20 protein-coding genes are annotated in these 17,892 nt (G+C 69.6%); 14 read left to right on the top strand and 6 right to left on the bottom strand.

What is annotated here, in order from left to right:
* Positions 1-75: 75 nt before the first annotated feature.
* A complete protein-coding gene (locus ACLBYD_RS06160) occupies positions 76-450 on the top strand; it encodes a hypothetical protein (protein WP_447815780.1) in 375 nt (124 codons plus the stop codon).
* Here ACLBYD_RS06160 and ACLBYD_RS06165 read toward each other — a convergent pair.
* Together ACLBYD_RS06165 and ACLBYD_RS06170 are read right to left on the bottom strand one after the other, a co-directional pair.
* Positions 428-1,138: a TIGR03089 family protein gene (locus ACLBYD_RS06165; RefSeq protein ID WP_447815781.1), complete on the bottom strand. Its 711-nt coding sequence runs from the start codon at positions 1,136-1,138 to the stop codon at positions 428-430. The genes ACLBYD_RS06160 and ACLBYD_RS06165 overlap by 23 nt on opposite strands.
* 20 nt (positions 1,139-1,158) lie before the next feature.
* Positions 1,159-2,652 (bottom strand): LCP family protein, encoded by a 1,494-nt coding sequence (locus ACLBYD_RS06170; protein ID WP_447815865.1) that lies wholly within the window; start codon positions 2,650-2,652, stop codon positions 1,159-1,161.
* Positions 2,653-2,948: 296 nt separating this feature from the next.
* Here ACLBYD_RS06170 and rfbD point away from each other — a divergent pair, with 296 nt between their 5' ends.
* The 4 genes from rfbD to ACLBYD_RS06190 are packed head-to-tail and all read left to right on the top strand — an operon-like array spanning position 2,949 to position 6,658.
* Positions 2,949-3,818, top strand: a complete 870-nt coding sequence (gene rfbD / locus ACLBYD_RS06175) for a dTDP-4-dehydrorhamnose reductase (protein WP_447815782.1) — start codon at positions 2,949-2,951, stop codon at positions 3,816-3,818.
* A gap of 59 nt (positions 3,819-3,877) precedes the next feature.
* Positions 3,878-4,804 carry a glycosyltransferase family 2 protein gene (locus tag ACLBYD_RS06180; protein ID WP_120283531.1) on the top strand — a complete coding sequence of 309 codons (927 nt, stop codon included), beginning with the start codon at positions 3,878-3,880 and terminating at the stop codon, positions 4,802-4,804.
* Positions 4,794-5,879: a sugar phosphate nucleotidyltransferase gene (locus tag ACLBYD_RS06185; protein ID WP_447815783.1), complete on the top strand. Its 1,086-nt coding sequence runs from the start codon at positions 4,794-4,796 to the stop codon at positions 5,877-5,879. The genes ACLBYD_RS06180 and ACLBYD_RS06185 overlap by 11 nt, the downstream gene beginning before the upstream one ends.
* A gap of 14 nt (positions 5,880-5,893) precedes the next feature.
* Positions 5,894-6,658 carry an SGNH/GDSL hydrolase family protein gene (locus ACLBYD_RS06190; protein WP_447815784.1) on the top strand — a complete coding sequence of 255 codons (765 nt, stop codon included), beginning with the start codon at positions 5,894-5,896 and terminating at the stop codon, positions 6,656-6,658.
* A 63-nt stretch (positions 6,659-6,721) separates the two neighbouring features.
* Here ACLBYD_RS06190 and ACLBYD_RS06195 read toward each other — a convergent pair whose 3' ends face one another.
* The 3 genes from ACLBYD_RS06195 to cofD are packed head-to-tail and all read right to left on the bottom strand — an operon-like array spanning position 6,722 to position 9,635.
* Positions 6,722-7,276: an NUDIX hydrolase gene (locus ACLBYD_RS06195; protein WP_059382266.1), complete on the bottom strand. Its 555-nt coding sequence runs from the start codon at positions 7,274-7,276 to the stop codon at positions 6,722-6,724.
* Positions 7,277-7,278: 2 nt separating this feature from the next.
* Positions 7,279-8,646, bottom strand: coding sequence for a coenzyme F420-0:L-glutamate ligase (locus tag ACLBYD_RS06200; protein WP_447815785.1), 1,368 nt, complete (start codon positions 8,644-8,646; stop codon positions 7,279-7,281).
* Positions 8,646-9,635: a 2-phospho-L-lactate transferase gene (gene cofD / locus ACLBYD_RS06205; RefSeq protein WP_447815786.1), complete on the bottom strand. Its 990-nt coding sequence runs from the start codon at positions 9,633-9,635 to the stop codon at positions 8,646-8,648. Before cofD ends, ACLBYD_RS06200 begins: the two co-directional genes overlap by 1 nt.
* A gap of 334 nt (positions 9,636-9,969) precedes the next feature.
* Here cofD and ACLBYD_RS06210 point away from each other — a divergent pair, with 334 nt between their 5' ends.
* Complete coding sequence (locus ACLBYD_RS06210; protein ID WP_167388378.1) at positions 9,970-10,236, top strand: WhiB family transcriptional regulator; 267 nt, start codon at positions 9,970-9,972, stop codon at positions 10,234-10,236.
* A gap of 120 nt (positions 10,237-10,356) precedes the next feature.
* Here the strand turns inward: ACLBYD_RS06210 and ACLBYD_RS06215 are convergent, their stop codons facing one another.
* A complete protein-coding gene (locus tag ACLBYD_RS06215; protein ID WP_447815787.1) occupies positions 10,357-10,851 on the bottom strand; it encodes a metallopeptidase family protein in 495 nt (164 codons plus the stop codon).
* Positions 10,852-10,938: 87 nt separating this feature from the next.
* Here ACLBYD_RS06215 and ACLBYD_RS06220 point away from each other — a divergent pair, with 87 nt between their 5' ends.
* The 8 genes from ACLBYD_RS06220 (at position 10,939) to ACLBYD_RS06255 (ending at position 17,772) form a co-directional block, all read left to right on the top strand.
* Positions 10,939-11,334, top strand: coding sequence for a DUF3499 domain-containing protein (locus ACLBYD_RS06220; protein ID WP_172414905.1), 396 nt, complete (start codon positions 10,939-10,941; stop codon positions 11,332-11,334).
* A 76-nt stretch (positions 11,335-11,410) separates the two neighbouring features.
* Entirely contained in the window at positions 11,411-12,781 is a 1,371-nt protein-coding gene (locus tag ACLBYD_RS06225; protein WP_024101508.1) for a phosphomannomutase/phosphoglucomutase, read from the top strand.
* 147 nt (positions 12,782-12,928) lie between these two features.
* Positions 12,929-14,014: a tobH protein gene (locus tag ACLBYD_RS06230; RefSeq protein ID WP_447815788.1), complete on the top strand. Its 1,086-nt coding sequence runs from the start codon at positions 12,929-12,931 to the stop codon at positions 14,012-14,014.
* On the top strand, positions 14,014-15,291 hold the full coding sequence (manA, locus tag ACLBYD_RS06235) for a mannose-6-phosphate isomerase, class I (RefSeq protein ID WP_447815789.1): 1,278 nt from the start codon (positions 14,014-14,016) through the stop codon (positions 15,289-15,291). The genes ACLBYD_RS06230 and manA overlap by 1 nt, the downstream gene beginning before the upstream one ends.
* Positions 15,292-15,500: 209 nt before the next feature.
* Positions 15,501-16,745, top strand: coding sequence for an alkane 1-monooxygenase (locus ACLBYD_RS06240; RefSeq protein ID WP_447815790.1), 1,245 nt, complete (start codon positions 15,501-15,503; stop codon positions 16,743-16,745).
* Positions 16,746-16,747: 2 nt separating this feature from the next.
* Positions 16,748-16,915, top strand: a complete 168-nt coding sequence (locus ACLBYD_RS06245; protein ID WP_059382389.1) for a rubredoxin — start codon at positions 16,748-16,750, stop codon at positions 16,913-16,915.
* On the top strand, positions 16,912-17,097 hold the full coding sequence (locus tag ACLBYD_RS06250; RefSeq protein ID WP_019288502.1) for a rubredoxin: 186 nt from the start codon (positions 16,912-16,914) through the stop codon (positions 17,095-17,097). The genes ACLBYD_RS06245 and ACLBYD_RS06250 overlap by 4 nt, the downstream gene beginning before the upstream one ends.
* Before the next feature lie 69 nt (positions 17,098-17,166).
* Positions 17,167-17,772, top strand: a complete 606-nt coding sequence (locus ACLBYD_RS06255) for a TetR family transcriptional regulator (RefSeq protein ID WP_447815791.1) — start codon at positions 17,167-17,169, stop codon at positions 17,770-17,772.
* The last annotated feature ends 120 nt before the right edge of the window (positions 17,773-17,892 follow it).

The following is a 17,892-nucleotide window of genomic DNA, read 5'->3' on the forward strand; positions in this document are numbered from 1 at the left end:
AGGATCGGACCGATCGAGTCGGCGTAGGCTCGAGCCGTGTCGGGACGGGACCGGAAGCGTGCCAGGGCGATACGCGTGTCGCGCGGGGTCCCGTCGGTGCGGTTCGTCACCGCGCTCGCGACGGTGTGGGGCAGGGCCTGGGGCGGCTCGGTGTCCTTCGACGACGAGTTCGGCTTGTTCGTCTGCAGCGGTATGCGCGGTGGCTTCGCGCGCGGCGGCACCACCGTCGGCGATGTCTTCCTCACCCGTAGGCCACCGTCGCGCGCGCTGCTGCGCCACGAATCCGTGCACGCGGACCAGTGGGCCCGTTACGGCATCGGCTTCGCGGTGCGCTATCTGTGGGAGGAACTCCGCAACCCGGGGTCCCGCAACAGGTTCGAGATCGAGGCGGGACTCGCCGATGGCGGCTACCGCGCGGAGCGCGGGATCACCCGTCCAGACGAACCGTGATCTTCTCGCTCGCGACGCGGCGTTCGGTGACCTCCGGGTCGGGATTGCTCACCTGCACCAGCGACGCCCGGGCCGCGAGCACCGCGAGCAGTCCGGCGACGAGATCGTCGGGCTGCGACCAGGACCGGGACGACAACACGCGGTCGCTGCTGCCGATACCCGCCGCCGACGCCGCCTCGGTGGCGGCGGTGAGCACGTCCGACTGCGAGCGTCCGGTGAGCACCGCGTCGCCCGCACCGGAGGATCGGAACTGGTCGCCGTGAATCCGCACGTCCGTCGCATAGTCCGTGATCCCGGGCGGCAGGTCGCGCACGGGTGCACCGAAGGCGTCGAGCGACAACGCCGCGACCTCGGCGACCGTGTCGACCTCGTCCAGCCGGTCGGGGGTGACGAGAGCGAGATCGGCATCGGGGTCGGCCTCGAGCACCACCTCGGCGCCGGCCCACCACGCACCGAGCAGCACCGCTGCGCTCTGCCAGTGGGCCGGCAGCAGCACCGCGACGCGACCGCCGGGAAGAACGCCGAACTGATCGCGGATCATGTTGGCCGTCTTGGCGGCCCAGTTGGCGAGGGTGAGCGCCGACAGTTCGATCCGCGCGCCGGTCGCGTCGTCGTACCAGGTGATCCGCGGACCCGCCGGATCTTCGGCGAGGATCGGGTCGAGCAGTGCGTCGGTCAGGGTGGTCACGATGTCCTTCTTCTCGGCTGTCAGTTCACGCAGCGCGGGCCGTCGGAGCCCGCGTCGATGGGCGGTGCGGCGGGAGCCGGAGTGGCGGTGCCACCGGCGGGGCTCACGCCGATGTCGGAGGCGGATGCGGCGATGGACGAACCGGAGTACGACGACGAGCCGGGGCCGGTGTAGTCGCCGGCGAGCACGACCCGCACGGTGCCGGCCGGGAGCGAGGGATCGGACTCGGTGGCGAGACCACCGAGCGCCGCGGCCACCGCGCGGGTCTCGTCGGAGTCCTCGTCGGCACCGAAGACCGTCGACGTGCCCACCCCGGAACCGGTGTAGTTGCCCACCTCACCTTCGACGTAGCCCTTCTCGGACAGGACCGCGGAGACCTGGGATGCCAGGCCGGACACTGATCCGGCGTTCGCGACGTCGACCGTGACGGTCGACGCGTCGATGTCGGGGGCGGGCACCGGGGTCGAGGTGGTCTCGCTGCCGTCCGGCTCGCGGCCGATCAGCTCGGCGACGAAGGAGCGCACCTCGTCCGGATCGACCTGCACGACCGACTCGCCGTAGTCGGTCATCGCGTTGATGTCCTGCACCGGGATCGTCGAGAAGGTCACGTCGCCACCGGCGAGGCCCTGCAGCTGGGTCGCGAGCGCCATGATGTCCCAATCGGAGTCGAGCACCACCGAGCGCTGCACCGCGGCGGTCAGCTGACTCACCTTCGACGGGTTGGACAACGTCTTGGCGCTGAGGACCTTCTGTGCCAGCGACGCCATGAACACCTGCTGCCGCACGATCCGGTCGAGATCGCCGCGCGGCAGGTCGTGACGCTGGCGGACGAAGCTCAGTGCGTCCGAACCCTGCAGGGTCTGCTCACCGGCATCGAAACGGGCACCCGACAGCGGCTCGTCGACCGGTGCGTTCAGGCACACGTCGACACCGCCGACGGCGTCGGTGAGCAGCACGAAGCCGAGGAGTCCGACCTCGGCGTAGTGGTCCACCGTCACCCCCGTCAGGTCGGCGACCGACTCGATGAGCGCCTCCCGGCCCGCCTGGGTCGATTCCTTCTCGAGTTCGGCCTCGGTCGCGTCGGCGTCCGCTTCGACGAGCTCGGCACGCCGGTTCGCCTTCGTGGCGCCGTAGGCCGCGTTGATCTTCGACATCCCGATCTCGGGCACCTCGACGTAGGTGTCGCGGGGGATCGACATCGCGGTGGCAGACCGGCCGTCGTTCGGCACGCGGATCAGGATGATCGTGTCGGTGTTGTTCGCCACTTCCTCACCCGCGCGCAACGCGTCGAGCTCGCGCTGGGAGAGGGGATTGCCGTGCGCGTCGGTGCGGCTGTCCGTGCCCACCAGCAGGATGTCGACGGCGCCGTCCTCGCCGTCGCCGAGGGCCAGGCCGCGGACCGAGGCCAGCGACGACTGCAGCGCGTCCACGCTGCGCCACGCCACACCGGTGACGACCAGCACGAGGCACGCCGCGATCGCGACGGCGATCTGCCACGGCCTGCCGCTGTACACCCGCGCCTCCGCCGGTGCTCCGGGGCTGCGCGAGGGCGGCTCGCGACGGGCGGAACGCCGGGACTGCCGGGGACCGGGATCCGACCCGTACCTGCCGTCGGCAGCTGTCGGATCGCCCGCGCGGGTGCGACGTCCCGTGGGGTCGGGACGTCGGCCGGTGCGGCGACGCGGCTCTGGCGGCACCTGGTACTCCTCCTGTGGGTGGTACGGGGTCTGTGTATGTAGCTCTCGGTTGAAGGCTACTGGTGGGGACGCTCGCCCGGCGCGCACCACTCCGGCGTGCCAGACTTCTCCGAGTGCGTAGCGTTCTCGTCACCGGAGCCCGTGGCCAGCTCGGCCGTCATCTCGCGCACCGCGGCACCGCGGCGGGGATGCCGATCCGCGGTGTCGGATCGTCCGAGGTGGACATCACCGATCCGCAGGCCGTGGCCGCCGCGGTCGAACCGGGATCCGTGGTGATCAACGCCGCCGCGTACACCGCCGTCGACGCGGCCGAGACCGACGAGGACCGGGCCGCTGTGGTGAACGGCACGGGCCCGGGCGTGTTGGCCGCCGTCTGTGCCGACAAAGGTGCTCGTCTCGTCCATGTCTCCACCGACTACGTCTTCGCCGGCGACGCGACCGAGCCCTACCGGGTGGACGCGCCGACCGGCCCGCGCACGGCCTACGGCCGCACCAAACTCGCAGGTGAACGAGCGGTGCTCGAGGCGCTGCCCACCGCGCACGTCGTGCGCACCGCCTGGGTGTACACGGGTGACGGCAACGATTTCGTCGCGACCATGCGGCGACTCGAGGGCGAACGCGAGACCCTGCGCGTCGTCGACGACCAGCGTGGTTGCCCCACCTATGCCCGCGACCTGGCGGACGGCCTGCTCGAACTCGCCTCCCGCGCCGACGGCATCCCCGGTGGGATCCTGCACGCGACCAACGCCGGGGAAGCGACGTGGTTCGACCTCGCCCGGGCGGTCTTCGAGGAGATCGGCGCCGATCCGGAGCGGGTGCACCCGTGCAGCAGCGACGAGTTCGTCCGCCCCGCGCCCCGGCCCGCCTACTCGGTGCTCGACGACAGCGCGTGGATCGGCGCCGGCCTGACACCCTTCCGTCCGTGGCGGGAGGCACTGCACGAGGCGATCGCCGGTGACGGAGTCGTGCCGCCTGCACGATGACATCCGACGAAGCGGCCCGTGAGGTGTCGCACACCGTCGAGGTCGCTAAGGTGACCGGCGTGGAATCGACGCTGGCCGTGGTGACGGTGACCTACTCGCCCGGAGAGCACCTCGAGAACTTTCTCACCTCGCTCACCTCCGCGACCGTTCTGCCGACGCAGGTGATCCTGGCCGACAACGGTTCGACCGACGGTGCTCCCGAGGCCGCCGAGGCGGCACACGAGAACGTGCGACTGCTCCGGACCGGCGGGAACATCGGTTACGGCGGCGCGATCAACCGCGCGGTCGCCGAGGTCGACCCGTCTGCGGAGTTCGTCGTCGTCGCGAACCCGGACGTCCGGTGGCATCCCGGTTCGCTCGACGAGATGCTCGACGCGGCGCGTCGCTGGCCGCGCGCCGGCTCGCTCGGGCCGCTGATCCACGAACCTGACGGAAGCGTCTACCCCTCGGCGCGCACCGTCCCCACCCTCGCCTCCGGTGCCGGTCACGCGCTGCTCGGCACCGTCTGGCCGGCCAATCCGTGGACGCGTCGCTACCGGCAGGAGAACGAGGAGATCAGCGAACGCCCCGTGGGCTGGCTGTCCGGATCGTGCCTGCTGCTGCGGCGAGCGGCCTTCGATTCGATCGACGGCTTCGATTCGCGATACTTCATGTACATGGAGGACGTGGACCTGGGCGACCGGCTCGGACGAGCGGGCTGGCTCAACGTGTACGTGCCGTCCGCGGTGGTCACGCACGCCAAGGGCCACGCGGCCGGACGGCACCCCGAACTGATGCTTCCGGCACATCACGAGAGTGCCTACCGCTTCCAGGCGGACCGTCACCCCCACGGGTGGCAGGCACCGCTGCGGTGGGCGTTGCGGGCCGGGCTCGCGGTGCGATCGCGAGTGGCGGTCGCGGCGGCCGTGCGGGAGCGTCGGAACGGGAGGACCGACCAGAACATTCCGGTCGGCACGACAGTGAACAGGGGAGACGATGACGAGTGATTCGGCACCGCACACCGATGCGGTGATTCTGGTCGGCGGACAGGGCACGCGGCTACGGCCGTTGACGCTGTCGGCACCCAAGCCGATGCTGCCCACCGCGGGGGTGCCCTTCCTCACCCACCTGCTCGCGCGGATCCGTGAGGCGGGCATCAAGCACGTCGTGCTCGGCACCTCGTTCAAGGCCGAGGTCTTCGAGGAGTACTTCGCCGACGGGTCCGACTTCGGCCTCGAGATCGAGTACGTCACCGAGACCGAGCCGCTCGGCACCGGCGGTGGTATCCGCAACGTGCTGCCGAAGCTGCGCGCCGACAACGTCATGGTCTTCAACGGCGACGTGCTCGGTGGCACCGATCTCGGCGCCGTGCTCGACACGCACGTGCGCACCGAGGCGGACGTGACCCTGCACCTGGTGCGGGTGAGCGATCCGCGTGCCTTCGGATGTGTGCCGACCGACGAGGACGGCCGGGTGACCGCCTTCCTCGAGAAGACCCAGGATCCGCCGACCGATCAGATCAACGCCGGTTGCTACGTCTTCCGCCGCAAGATCATCGAGCAGATCCCCGAGGGCCGCCCGGTCTCGGTGGAGCGCGAGGTGTTCCCGGCGCTGCTGACCGAGGGCAAGAAGGTCTACGGCCACGTCGACGCCGCCTACTGGCGCGACATGGGCACCCCGGAGGATTTCGTCCGCGGCTCGGCCGATCTGGTCCGCGGTATCGCTCCGTCGCCGGCGCTTCCGCCGCAGCGCGGCGAGTCGCTCGTTCATCCGGGTGCCTCCGTCGCCCCCGGCGCACTGCTGATCGGCGGCACGGTCGTCGGCCGCGGCGCGGAGATCGGTGCCGGCGCCCGCCTGGACGGCGCGGTGATCTTCGACGGCGCACGGGTCGAGGCCGGTGCGGTGATCGAGCGGACCATCATCGGTTTCGGTGTGCGGGTCGGTCCGCGCGCCCTGATCCGCGACGGCGTGATCGGCGACGGCGCCGACATCGGCGCCCGGTGCGAACTGCTGCGCGGTGCGCGGGTGTGGCCCGGGGTGAAGATCCCCGACGGCGGCATCCGCTTCAGTACCGACGTCTGAGTCGAGAGGACGAAGTGAGCTTCGAACGGTATGTGGCCCTCGGTGATTCGTTCACCGAGGGGGTCGGCGACCCGGATCCGGCGCGTCCCAACGGGCTGCGCGGCTGGGCCGATCTCGTCGCCGGTGAGCTGGCGCGGCACTCGGAGAACTTCGCGTACGCGAACCTCGCCATCCGGGGCCGGTTGCTGCGACCGATCATCGACGAGCAGCTCGAGACTGCCGTGGCGATGCGGCCCGATCTCGTGACGATCTATGCCGGCGGCAACAACCTCATGCGTCCGAAGCTCGACCTCGACGCGCTTGCGGCCGAGTACGACGAGGCGATCGGCAAGCTCGCCGCGACCGGCGCCCGCATCCTGATGTGGACGGCCTACGACGGCAGCTGGGCACCGGTCTTCGGGATGCTGCGCGGCCGCTGGGCCGTGTACAACGAACTCGTCCGGGCGATCGCCGACCGGCACGGGGCGACAATCGTCGACTTCTGGCGGTTCGACGAGTACCGCGATCTGCGGATGTGGGACTTCGACCGGCTGCACATGTCCGCGGCCGGCCACCACAACATGGCGATCCGCGTGCTCGATCTGCTGGGCGTCGCACACGGTCTCGGACCGGTGGAGTTCGACGAGGCACCCGTCCTCACACGGGCCCAGGAACGCGCCGCGGACCGCGCATGGATGCGCGAGTTCCTCGTCCCCTGGATGGGCCGGCGGCTGCGCGGGGTGTCCTCCGGCGACGGCATCACCCCGAAATACCCCGAACTCGGCCCTGTCCGGTTCTGACCTCACGGCCCGGTTCCGACCTCACGCTCGTCCCGGCAACCCGCCGGGACGAGCGTGGTCGCTTCAGGCCCGTCGGGCCGCGGCGAGCCGGACCATGTGCGCGATCGTCTCGTGCTCGGCCTCCGGCGGGAGCGCGTCGACGGGCCACCACTGCAGGTCGGTGGATTCGTCGCTGCGCACCGGCCGGGCGCCCACGGGTGCGGTCACCAGGAACCGCAGGTCGAGGTGACGGGTGGGCACGCCGAGGGAGCACGTGATCGGATGCGTGTGCGCCGACAGCAGTTCCGGATCGATCACCAGATCGGCGATGCCGGATTCCTCGGTGGCCTCGCGCAGGGCCGCGTCGACGACCGTCTCGTCCGACGGCTCGCAGTGCCCACCGAGCTGGATCCACCGCCCCACCCGCGGATGCAGGGTGAGCAACACGTTGCGGTGGTCGGCATCGAGCACGATCGACGACGCCGTGATGTGCCCGGGCACGTGTTCGCGCAGGCACCCGTCGGGCGCCGAATCGAGGAACGCCAGCATCGTGTGCCGCAGCGATTCGGCGTCCTCCGAGTCGGTGCGCCAGGCGGTGAGCCGGTCGATCGCCGAGGCGTGCAGGGAACGCGCCGACACGACTACAGCTCCACGAGGGCGTCGCCCGGGTCCGCGGGTTCGCGCGGTTCCGGTTCGGTGAGCGGGTAACCGACGGCGACGGCCCCGAGCGGCGACCACTCGGCAGGAAGACCGAGTTCCTCGCGGACCACCTCGGGAGCGAAGATCGTCGAACCGATCCAGCAGCTGCCGAGCCCGCGGGTGGCCAGGGACACGAGCAGACCCTGCACCGCGGCGCCGGCGGCGACGGTGAACATCGTCGCCTCGGCCGCGGTGCGACGGGCATCCGGATAGTGGTGTGCGCCGTCGGGCACCCAGAAGGGGACGATCACCTCGGGTGCGTCGTAGAGGATCGCGCCGCGGGAGATCCGGCGTTCGACGGCCACCGGGTCGAGTCCGTCGCCGTGGAGATCCTCGGCCCACCTGTCGCGCATGCGGTCGAGGAGCCGGCGGCGCACCTGCTCGGTGCGCACCCACACGAACCGGACCGGGCGGGTGTGATGAGGTGCGGGTGCGGTGAGGGCCTCGGCGACCGCCTCGCGCAGATCCTCGGGATCGACGGGCTCGGAAGCGAACTGCCGCACCGACCGGCGCAGCAGCAGTGCCTCGCGCCGACCGCGTTCGAGAGCCTCCTCGGTGCCGAGCCAGAACAGGTCGTCCTCGCCGCTGCGGATCAGGGCGCGGGCGGTGGATCCGTCGTCGGGCAGGCCGAGTCCGCGTACCACGGCGACGGGCACACCGCCGAGCTTGCCCTTGACCAGATCGCCTGCGGCGGCGATCTCGTCGGCGACCGCCACGGACGTCACCTGCAGTTCGTTGCCCTGCGAGTCGTGGGAGCCGGCGTAGCCGTGCAGGACTGGAAGCCCGGACGAGCCGATCGCGGCGTCGGTCTGGCCGTTGCGCCAGGCGCGGCCCATGGTGTCGGTGACCACCACGGCGACCCGGACGCCGAGCAGCGCACCGATCCGTTCGCGGAGCGCCGCTGCGCTCGCATCGGGGTTCTCGGGCAGCAGCGCGAGTTCGGCGCTGTCGACGTTGGATCCGTCGATGCCGGAGGCTGCCTGCACGATGCCGAGCTTGTTCTCGGTGATGAGGGTGCGGCCCTTGCGTGCCAGCACGCGCACCGCTTCCTCGTTCACCAGGCGCCGGCGGAGCGCGTCGCGGGCGTCGGGATCGGTGGGCGCGGCGACGATCCGTCCCTCGACCTTCGAGACCACCTTGCTGGTGACGACGAGGACGTCCCCGTCGGCCAGCCACGGCGCGGCCTGCGCGACGGCTGCGGCCAGGTCGTCGCCGGGCCGGAATTCGGGAAGCCCGGCGACGGGCAGGATCTCGATCGGGCCGCCCGGCGCGTGGTCGCGCACTGCGGGGGCGGCGAGGGCATCCGGCATCACAGGGTCACTCCGGCGAGGTCGAGGGCGGCGCGGGCCATCTCGGCCGTCGCGTCGGTGTCGGTCATGAGCAGGGGAACGGATCGGACCTCGACGCCCGGCACCTCGGCGCTGTCGGTCGAGTGCACGAGCCAGCCGTCGAGAAGGCCTGTGCCCGAGCGGGCGCCGTAATACCGCCCGACCGCCTCGGCGGTGGTCTCCACTCCGATGACGTCCAGGCACGCATCGGCCATGCCGCGCAGGGGCTTGCCGTCGATGACGGGGGACAGGCCGACGACCTTCGCCGACGTGGTGCGCAGCGCCCCACGGATACCGGGGATCGCGAGGATCGCTCCGACGCTCACGACGGGGTTCGACGGGGCCAGGACGACGGCGTCGGCGTTCTCGATTGCCTCGAGCACACCGGGAGCGGGCTCGGCCTCTTCTGCGCCGATGTGGGCGAAGCTGTGGGTGGGCACCTGGGCGCGGTGGCGGACCCACCATTCCTCGAAGTGCACGGCCCGCTGTTCACCGTCCTCGGGATCGGTGATGACGACGTGGGTCTCGCTGCGGTCGTCGGAGACCGGCAGCAGGGTCACACCCGGCTTCCACCGCGTGCACAGTGCTTCGGTGATCGCGGAGAGCGGATAGCCGGTCCGCAGCATCTGCGTCCGGATGAGGTGGGTGGCGATGTCGCGGTCGCCGAGACCGAACCAGTCGGGGATCGCCCCGTAGGCGGCGAGTTCCTCCTTGGCGTTCCAGGTCTCACCGGCGCGGCCCCAGCCGCGTTCGGTGTCGATCCCACCGCCGAGGGTGTACATGCAGGTGTCGAGATCCGGACAGATCCTCAGGCCGTGCATCCACACGTCGTCGCCGACGTTGACGATCGCGGTGATGCGGTGTGCCGCGTCCGGATTCGGCTCCACGCCCGGGGAAATATCGAGAAGCCGGCGCAAACCTGAGAGAAAACGCGCCCCACCGACACCTCCGACCAATACAGTCACATTCACGGCCCAAGCCTAAGCGGTGCGTCGCCTACCCGGTCGCGCACCGTCCGAAACGCGTTTCGGCAAAGCGGCCGATGATATGTGAACAACGCCGCTCCGCTTGACCGCGACACACCCGAAGTGTCTAATCACATACATGTCATTCGATAATCGAATTCGAGATCCCTTGCGGTGAACCCGCATTCGAACGAGTATTCGAAGGATGGCAGCGGGTTGATCCCCGGTCATGATTCGGCGCTGCAGGTGAGGAGGGACAATGGCCGGCGAGCGCGACAGCTTCGAGCTCACTCGAAGCGATACTGCAGTCGAGGCTGTCTGTGACTACCCGGACGTCGGGGTGCCCGTCCTGAGTTTGATTTCGGGATTCGGCGACCCAGCGGATGGCGAGGAGCAGTGGCAGGAGCGTGCGCTCTGTGCGCAGACCGATCCGGAGGCATTCTTCCCCGAGAAGGGTGGCTCCACCAGAGAGGCCAAGCGCATCTGCATGGGGTGTGAGGTCCGGGACGACTGTCTCGAATACGCACTCGCCCACGACGAGCGGTTCGGTATCTGGGGCGGGCTTTCCGAGAGGGAACGCCGTCGCCTCAAGCGCGGAATAGTCTGACGAGGGGTTCGGCCCGGTACGGGGAGTACGGGACCGAGTGAAACACCGAGTCGGACGACGAAGGTCGGGTTGCGGCCGTGGGGGACGAGCAACCCGGCCTTCGTCATATCCGGATGTCGTTCAGTCCTCGTCGTCCTCACCGAGTGTCGGATCCACCACTTCCGGCTCGACGCCGAGATAGGTGGCCACCTGGTGCACGAGGACGTCGTGCACCAGATCCGTCAGATCGTCCGGATCCTTCGCGCGCACCTCGAGAGGCCGGCGGAACAACACGATCCGCGCCCGGGTGGCAGCGCCTCGTCGATCGATCCCCGCCGGCACGAGCCGGGACAGCGGCACCGGCCCGTCGGCAACCACGTCGTCCGGCCAGTTGACCGAGTCGGGGTCGCGTGCCCGGATCTTCGGGACCTCGTCGACGGCGATGTCGAGCTTGGTGAGGCGGTCGTGCCAGCGCGCGTCGATCGGCGCGAACGCCCCCAGGACGAGCAGGTCGAATTTCTCGGCGCGTGTCTTCCACGCGGGCAGGCTCTGAGGGAACAGGGGACCGCGGATTCCCCTGCCGCGGCGTGCCACGGAACGGGACGACACAGGGCGGGAACGTCGTGCGCGGACCATGCCATGGACACTACGACACGAAAATCGCTCCACCCTTTCGGTGTGTCCGAATAGTCCTGGCGCGTCCGGCGCGCTACGCTCCCAGTCGTGAGAACACTGCGTCGATGCTGCCGGCCTGGGTGCAAGAACCCTGCTGTTGCGACGCTGACCTACGTGTACTCGGACTCCACTGCCGTTGTCGGTCCCCTGGCGACCGTCGCGGAACCGCACTCGTGGGATCTCTGCGAGATGCACGGTTCGCGCATCACGGCACCCAAGGGCTGGGAACTCGTCCGATACGAGGGAGCGTTCTCGTCGGCCACGCCCGACGAGGACGATCTGACCGCCCTCGCCGAGGCCGTACGCGAGGCCGGCCTGGGGGAGCGTTCCCGTTCCGACTCGAGCGACGACGACGCCGAGGAACCCCAACGGGCCGTCGTGCCGCCCACCGCACGCACCGGCCGACGCGGCCACCTGCGTGTTCTTCCCGATCCCACGTCCTGAGCCGTTCGCACTAGGCTGAGCGAGTGCGATGTCGCGGAGGACGGCATCGCACGAGTCGAGTTCAGGAGCTAATACAGTGGCGAGAGCTGCCGAGTCGGTGTCAGCAGTCATCAAGGCCTACGACGTACGGGGAGTCGTCGGAGAGCAGATCGACGAAGAGTTCGTCCGCGAGGTCGGAGCGTCGTTCGCACGCCTGTTGCGCAGTGAGGGCAGCGCGGACCGTGTGGTGATCGGGCACGACATGCGCGCCTCGTCCCCCTCGCTCTCGCAGGCCTTCGCCGACGGGGTCACCGCCCAGGGACTCGACGTGGTGCTGATCGGCCTCGCATCCACCGACCAGCTCTACTTCGCGTCGGGCCTGCTCGACGCACCCGGCGCGATGTTCACCGCCAGCCACAATCCCGCGAAGTACAACGGCATCAAGCTCTGCCGTGCCGGTGCCAAGCCCGTCGGTCAGGACACCGGTCTGGCGCAGATCTCCGCCGACCTCGTCGAGGGGGTGCCCGCCTACGACGGCGAGCGCGGCAGCATCACCGAGCAGGACGTCCTCGAGGACTACGCCTCGTTCGTCCGCGGCCTGGTCGATCTCGCGGAGATGCGTCCGCTGAAGGTGGCGGTCGACGCCGGCAACGGCATGGGCGGCCACACCGTCCCCGCCGTCTTCGGTGCCCTGCCCGTCGATCTCGTGCCGCTGTACTTCGAACTCGACGGCACCTTCCCGAACCACGAGGCCAACCCCCTCGACCCCGCCAACCTCGTCGACCTCCAGCGTCTGGTCGTCGAGTCCGGTGCCGACGTGGGCCTGGCCTTCGACGGCGACGCCGACCGCTGCTTCGTCGTCGACGAGCGCGGCGAGCCGGTCACCCCGTCCGCGGTCACGGCGCTCGTCGCCGCCCGCGAACTCGCCAAGGAACCCGGCTCGACGATCATCCACAACCTCATCACCTCGCGCGTGGTGCCCGAACTCGTCGCCGAGCAGGGCGGCAAGCCGGTGCGCACCCGGGTCGGGCATTCGTTCATCAAGCAGCAGATGGCCGAGACCGGTGCAGTCTTCGGCGGGGAACACTCGGCGCACTACTACTTCCGCGACTTCTGGGGTGCCGACTCCGGCATGCTCGCGGCGCTGCACGTCCTCGCCGCACTCGCCTCGCAGGACGGTCCGCTCTCCGAGCTGATGAGCTCCTACAACCGGTACGCGGCGTCGGGCGAGATCAACTCGACGGTCGCCGATGCTGCCGAGCGCACCGAGGCCGTCGTCGCGGCGTTCGAGGACCGCGCGGTATCGATCGACCGGCTCGACGGTGTCACCGTCGACCTGCCCGACAACGCATGGTTCAACCTGCGCGCGTCCAACACCGAGCCGTTGCTGCGGCTCAACGTGGAGGCCCGCACGGACGGTGAGGTCGAGGCATTGGTGAAGGAGATCCTTTCCGTCGTTCGTGCGTAGACGGAGGGACAACGGGAATAATCGAAGTGCCGGTACAGGTCGTGCCGGTGTCGGTTCGGCGGAGCACCGATCTCGGGTCGGTGGCCCCACCGGGCCCTGTCAGCCGGCTCGCCGAGGTCGCGGCGGCGGAAGGAAGGTGATGCGGTCGTGACGGCACCCTCACCGCTGTTCGACTTCGACGATGCGGGCGGTGTTCTCGCCGCCGATGTCGACGGCATCCTCAGGAGCGCGGCCCTCGGCGGCGCCCAGATCCGCGCGGTCGCCGCGGCGGTCGACGAAGGTCTGCTCGGCCGGCTCACCGACATGCACCCCCGCAGTGTGGTCTTCGTCGGCACCGACGCCCGCGCCCGCTCGGCCGCGGAACTGGTCGTCGCGATGTTCGGGGGGCAGGCCGGTGTACCGCTGGTCTCCGCGCCGGCCACACCGCCGTGGGTCGGCGCGCTCGACGTCGTGGTGGTCTCGGGAAACGACGCCGGCGATCCCGAGCTGGCGCGCAGCATCGACGCCGGACTGCGTCGCAGCGCTGAAGTCGTCGTCGACGCCCCCGACGAAGGTCCGGTGCGGGCGGTCTCGGCCGGTCGCGCGATGTCGTTGCCGCCGCGCGTCCGGGTCCAGACCCGGTACGTGCTCGCCCGGCACGTCGCGGTGTTCTGTGCGGTGCTCGGCGTGTTGCAGCGCGCCGTCCGGATCACCGGTGTCCCGCCGCTCGCCGAGGTCGCCGACACGGCCGACGAGGAAGCGGCGCGCAATCATCCGGCGAACGAGGTCTTCCACAATCCCGCAAAGTCGCTCGCGGTGCGCATGCAGTCGCGTCGCGTGGTGTTCGCGGGAGACTCCGCCGCGACGACGGTGCTCGCACGGCACGCGTCGGAGGCCCTGCTCCAGGAGGCGGGTGTGGTCGCCGGCGCTGCGGCACTGAGCGACGTGCTGGTCGCGCGCGACCGGCTCACGAACGTCGTCACCGCGAGCGGTGAGAACTACGACCCGTTCTTCCACGACGAGGAGCTGGACGGACCGGCACCGATCGCACCGGCACGGGTGTTCGTGCTCAGCACCGACCCCGACCGCTCGGCGGCGCAGCGCAGGACGGCGGCACTTCCGGATGTGGAATTGATGTCCGTGATCGGAGAATTCGAATCGAGCACGGTTCCGACCGTGCTGGAACAGGTGGCAGTGTTGACCGTCCGCACAGAGATGGCGGCCGCATATCTCGGATTGGCAGGGGGGAGATAGTGCACCGACTCGAAGGTGCGGTGCGCTCGTACGCCTGGGGATCGCGGACCGCGATCGCCACCCTGCGTGGCCGCAATGTGCCGTCCCATCATCCCGAGGCCGAGTTGTGGCTCGGTGCGCACCCGGCCGATCCCGCCAGGCTGGTGGATCCGGACGGCGACGAGCACTCGCTGCTCGACGTGTTGTCGGCCGATCCGCAGCGACACCTCGGTGATCGCACGGTGGGGGCGTTCGGTCCCCGCCTGCCCTTCCTGCTCAAGCTGCTGGCGGCGGAGGAGCCGCTGTCGCTGCAGGCGCATCCCAGCGCCGGCCAGGCGGCCGAGGGCTTCGCTCGTGAGGAAGCACTCGGCATCCCGATCGACTCGCCCGTCCGCAACTACAAGGACGCCAGCCACAAGCCCGAACTCGTGGTGGCGCTGACCCGGTTCGAGGCCCTGGCCGGCTTCCGCGACCCGAAACGGACCGTGGAGCTGTTCGAGGCGCTGGCCGTGCCGGAACTCGACCCCTATGTGGGACTGCTCGCGGGCCAACCCGATTCGAGCGGTCTGCGGGCGCTGTTCACCACCTGGATCACGTTGCCCCCGCCCGCTCTCGCAGCGTTGCTGCCGCGTGTGCTCGACGGTTGCGTCACCTATCTCGCGGCCGGACGGGACGGCGAACGCGATTTCGTTCCGGAGGTACGCACGGCCCTGCAGCTGGCGGACTTCTATCCCGGCGACGCCGGAGTGCTCGCCTCGCTGCTGCTCAACCGCATCACCCTGCAGCCGGGCGAGGGCCTGTACCTCGACGCGGGAAATCTGCACGCCTACCTGCACGGCATGGGTGTCGAGATCATGGCGAACTCCGACAACGTGCTGCGTGGTGGTCTCACCCCGAAGCACGTGGACGTGCCCGAACTGCTGCGGGTGCTCGACTTCGGTGCGGCCTCGGTGCCGATTCTCGAAGCCGTACCGGAGGCCTCGGCGGAGACCGGGTCGGGGCAGAGTCCGATCGAACGCCGCTACCGCACCCCGGCACCGGAGTTCGCGTTGTCCCGCATCGATCTCGGCGCGGGCGACGCCCTCGGGGTCGGTGCCGACGGACCGCAGATCCTGCTGTGCACCGCAGGCGATGCCCGCGTCGAGTGCGACGGCGAGTCGGTGACGCTGAGGCCCGGCGACTCGGCGTGGTTGTCGGCGTGCGACCGGAATCCGACCGTCCACGGTTGTGCCGCGGACACCCAGGTCTTCCGGGCCCGGCTCGGGGAGATACCGGGATCGGCGACCGACGAGTCCTGAAGCAGAGTCCCGGTAGGGACGGAATCGAACCGAAGGCGAGCCCGCACGGGCTCGCCTTCGTCGTTTCCGGATGCATCTTCGTGAGATTTACAAATTCCTCCAAATGTCTAGACCTCGGACGAACAGTGGCCTAGAGTCAAGATATGAGTGGTGTGCGTCACCGTGCGGTGGCGTGCCCGGCGCCATCGACGGTGATGAGGAGACCCGACATGAGTACGGCATCCGCGGATTCGGTGGATCGACCCGACCTCCAGTGGCGCGACCGGAAACGCCATCTGTGGCTTCTGGGGCTGGTGCCCCCGACGGCGCTGTTCGTCGCCGCCGCCCTGGTGTGGGGCGGTAACGAACTCGGTCTGCAGAGCGTCACCCCGGTCCTGTGGTGGATCGGCCCCCTGCTGATCTACGTCCTCGTCCCGCTGCTCGACCTGTTCGTCGGGCCCGACGGCGAGAACCCACCCGACGAGTTGTTCGAGCAACTCGAGAACGACCGCTTCTACCGCTACTGCACCTACCTCTACCTGCCCTTCCAGTTCGCGTCGCTGGTCTTCGCCTGCTACCTCTGGTCGGCCGGCGACCTGTCCTGGCTCGGCATCGACGGCGGGCTCGGCGTGATGTCGAAGATCGGACTCGCGATCTCGGTCGGCGTGGTCGCGGGCATCGGTATCAACACGGCGCACGAACTCGGCCACAAGAAGGTCGAATTCGAACGGCGACTGTCGAAGTGGGCGCTCGCCCCGTCGTTCTACGGGCACTTCTACATCGAGCACAATCGCGGTCACCACGTGCGGGTCGCCACCCCGGAGGACCCGGCCTCGGCCCGGTTCGGGGAGAGCTTCTGGCGATTTCTGCCCCGCAGCGTCGTCGGCAGCCTGCGGTCGGCGTGGCGCCTCGAACGAGCACGCCTCGAACGGCTCGACAAGCCGGTGTGGAGTGTGCACAACGACGTCCTCAACGCGTGGGCGATCTCCGTCGCGCTGTACGCGGTGCTCCTCGGCGTCTTCGGCCTGTCGATCGCGCCGTATCTCGTGATCCAGGCGGTCTTCGGGTTCTCGTTGCTCGAGGTCGTGAACTATCTCGAGCACTACGGTCTGCTGCGGCAGAAGACCGCGAAGGGGCGCTACGAGCGCTGCTCGCCCGCGCACAGCTGGAACAGCGACCACCTGGTGACGAACATCTTCCTGTACCACCTGCAGCGGCACAGCGACCATCACGCCAACCCCACGCGGCGCTACCAGACCCTGCGCAGCATGGAGATCTCACCACAACTGCCCGCGGGTTACGCGACGATGATCACCCTCGCCTACATCGCGCCGCTGTGGCGCAAGGTCATGGACCACCGCGTGCTCGACCACTACGACGGCGACATCACCCGCGTCAACATCGAACCGCGTCGACGCGAGAAGATCCTGGCCCGCTACGGAGCATCGGATCCCGCTACTGCGGAAGGGAAGTGATCGTGGCGTCCTACCGCTGTCCCGTCTGCGAGTTCGTGTACGACGAGACCGCCGGCGTTCCCCGTGAGGGCTTTCCGGCCGGCACCCCGTGGTCCGACGTACCCGACGACTGGCCGTGTCCCGACTGCGGAGTCCGGGAGAAGACCGATTTCGAGGAGTACACCCCGTGAGTACCGACTACCGTCTGTTCCGTTGTCTCGTCTGCGGATTCGAATACGACGAGGCCGAAGGGTGGCCCGACGAGGGCATCGGACCCGGCACCCGGTGGGAGGACATCCCCGACGACTGGTCGTGCCCGGACTGCGGCGCCGCCAAGGCCGACTTCGAGATGGTCGAGATCGTCCGCCGGTGAACCGCTGCACGGGGGATCACTACCCGCCTTGCTTTGACGAGCACATCCGTGCGTGAGAGCGTTCCCACCATGTCGAACGCGCGGGTTCCCTTCCATGAGGCAAGTCGGGTGCTGCTGCGCTCGACGATCCTCGACGCCATGCGCGAGCTGCTGCACGAACACGACTGGTCGGCGGTCACCATGAGCGACGTCGCCCGGGCCGCCGGCATCAGCCGGCAGACCCTGTACAAGGAGTTCTCCTCCCGGCAGGGGCTCGCCCAGGGATATGCGCTGCGTCTGGTCGACGAGTTCGTCGATGCGGTGGCCGATTCGGTGTACGCCCACGTCGGCGACGCGCGGGCCGCGCTCGTGGACGGCTTTGGCTTCTTCTTCGAGGCGTCCGCCGCCGACCCCCTGGTGCAGTCGCTGCTGAGCGGGGAGGCCAAGCCCGACCTGCTGCGGTTGATCACCACCGACGCCGCCCCCATCCTCGAGCGGGGCGCGGGTCGCCTCACGGAGACCTTCCACCACAGCTGGATCGCGGCGTCCGAATCCGACGCGGGGATCCTCGCGCGCGCTGTCGTGCGGGTCGCGCTGAGCTTCGTCTCGATGCCCCCGGCCTCGGGGCGTGATGTCGCCGCCGACCTCGCCGATCTGCTCGTGCCGTTCGTCGAACGGGCCGCCGTACGCGGTTGACGTCCGGGCGTCGTACCGGAGGTGCGACGGACGGATCCCGTCGGGGGACGATCTGCCGGGCCTCTTCTTGCGCAGGTTGTATAGCCTGGAACCAACATCGTCTGCCGACAGGAAGAGGCA

The sequence above is a fragment of the Rhodococcus sp. C26F genome, assembly GCF_053345925.1.

Bases quoted from the DNA above. Each gene is read 5' to 3' on its own strand.
- ACLBYD_RS06185 (WP_447815783.1), top strand. From the start codon at position 4,794: ATGACGAGTGATTCGGCACCGCACACCGATGCGGTGATTCTGGTCGGC.
- ACLBYD_RS06255 (WP_447815791.1), top strand. From the start codon at position 17,167: ATGTCGAACGCGCGGGTTCCCTTCCATGAGGCAAGTCGGGTGCTGCTG.
- ACLBYD_RS06215 (WP_447815787.1), bottom strand. From the start codon at position 10,851: ATGGTCCGCGCACGACGTTCCCGCCCTGTGTCGTCCCGTTCCGTGGCA.
- ACLBYD_RS06200 (WP_447815785.1), bottom strand. From the start codon at position 8,646: ATGCCGGATGCCCTCGCCGCCCCCGCAGTGCGCGACCACGCGCCGGGC.
- ACLBYD_RS06240 (WP_447815790.1), top strand. From the start codon at position 15,501: ATGAGTACGGCATCCGCGGATTCGGTGGATCGACCCGACCTCCAGTGG.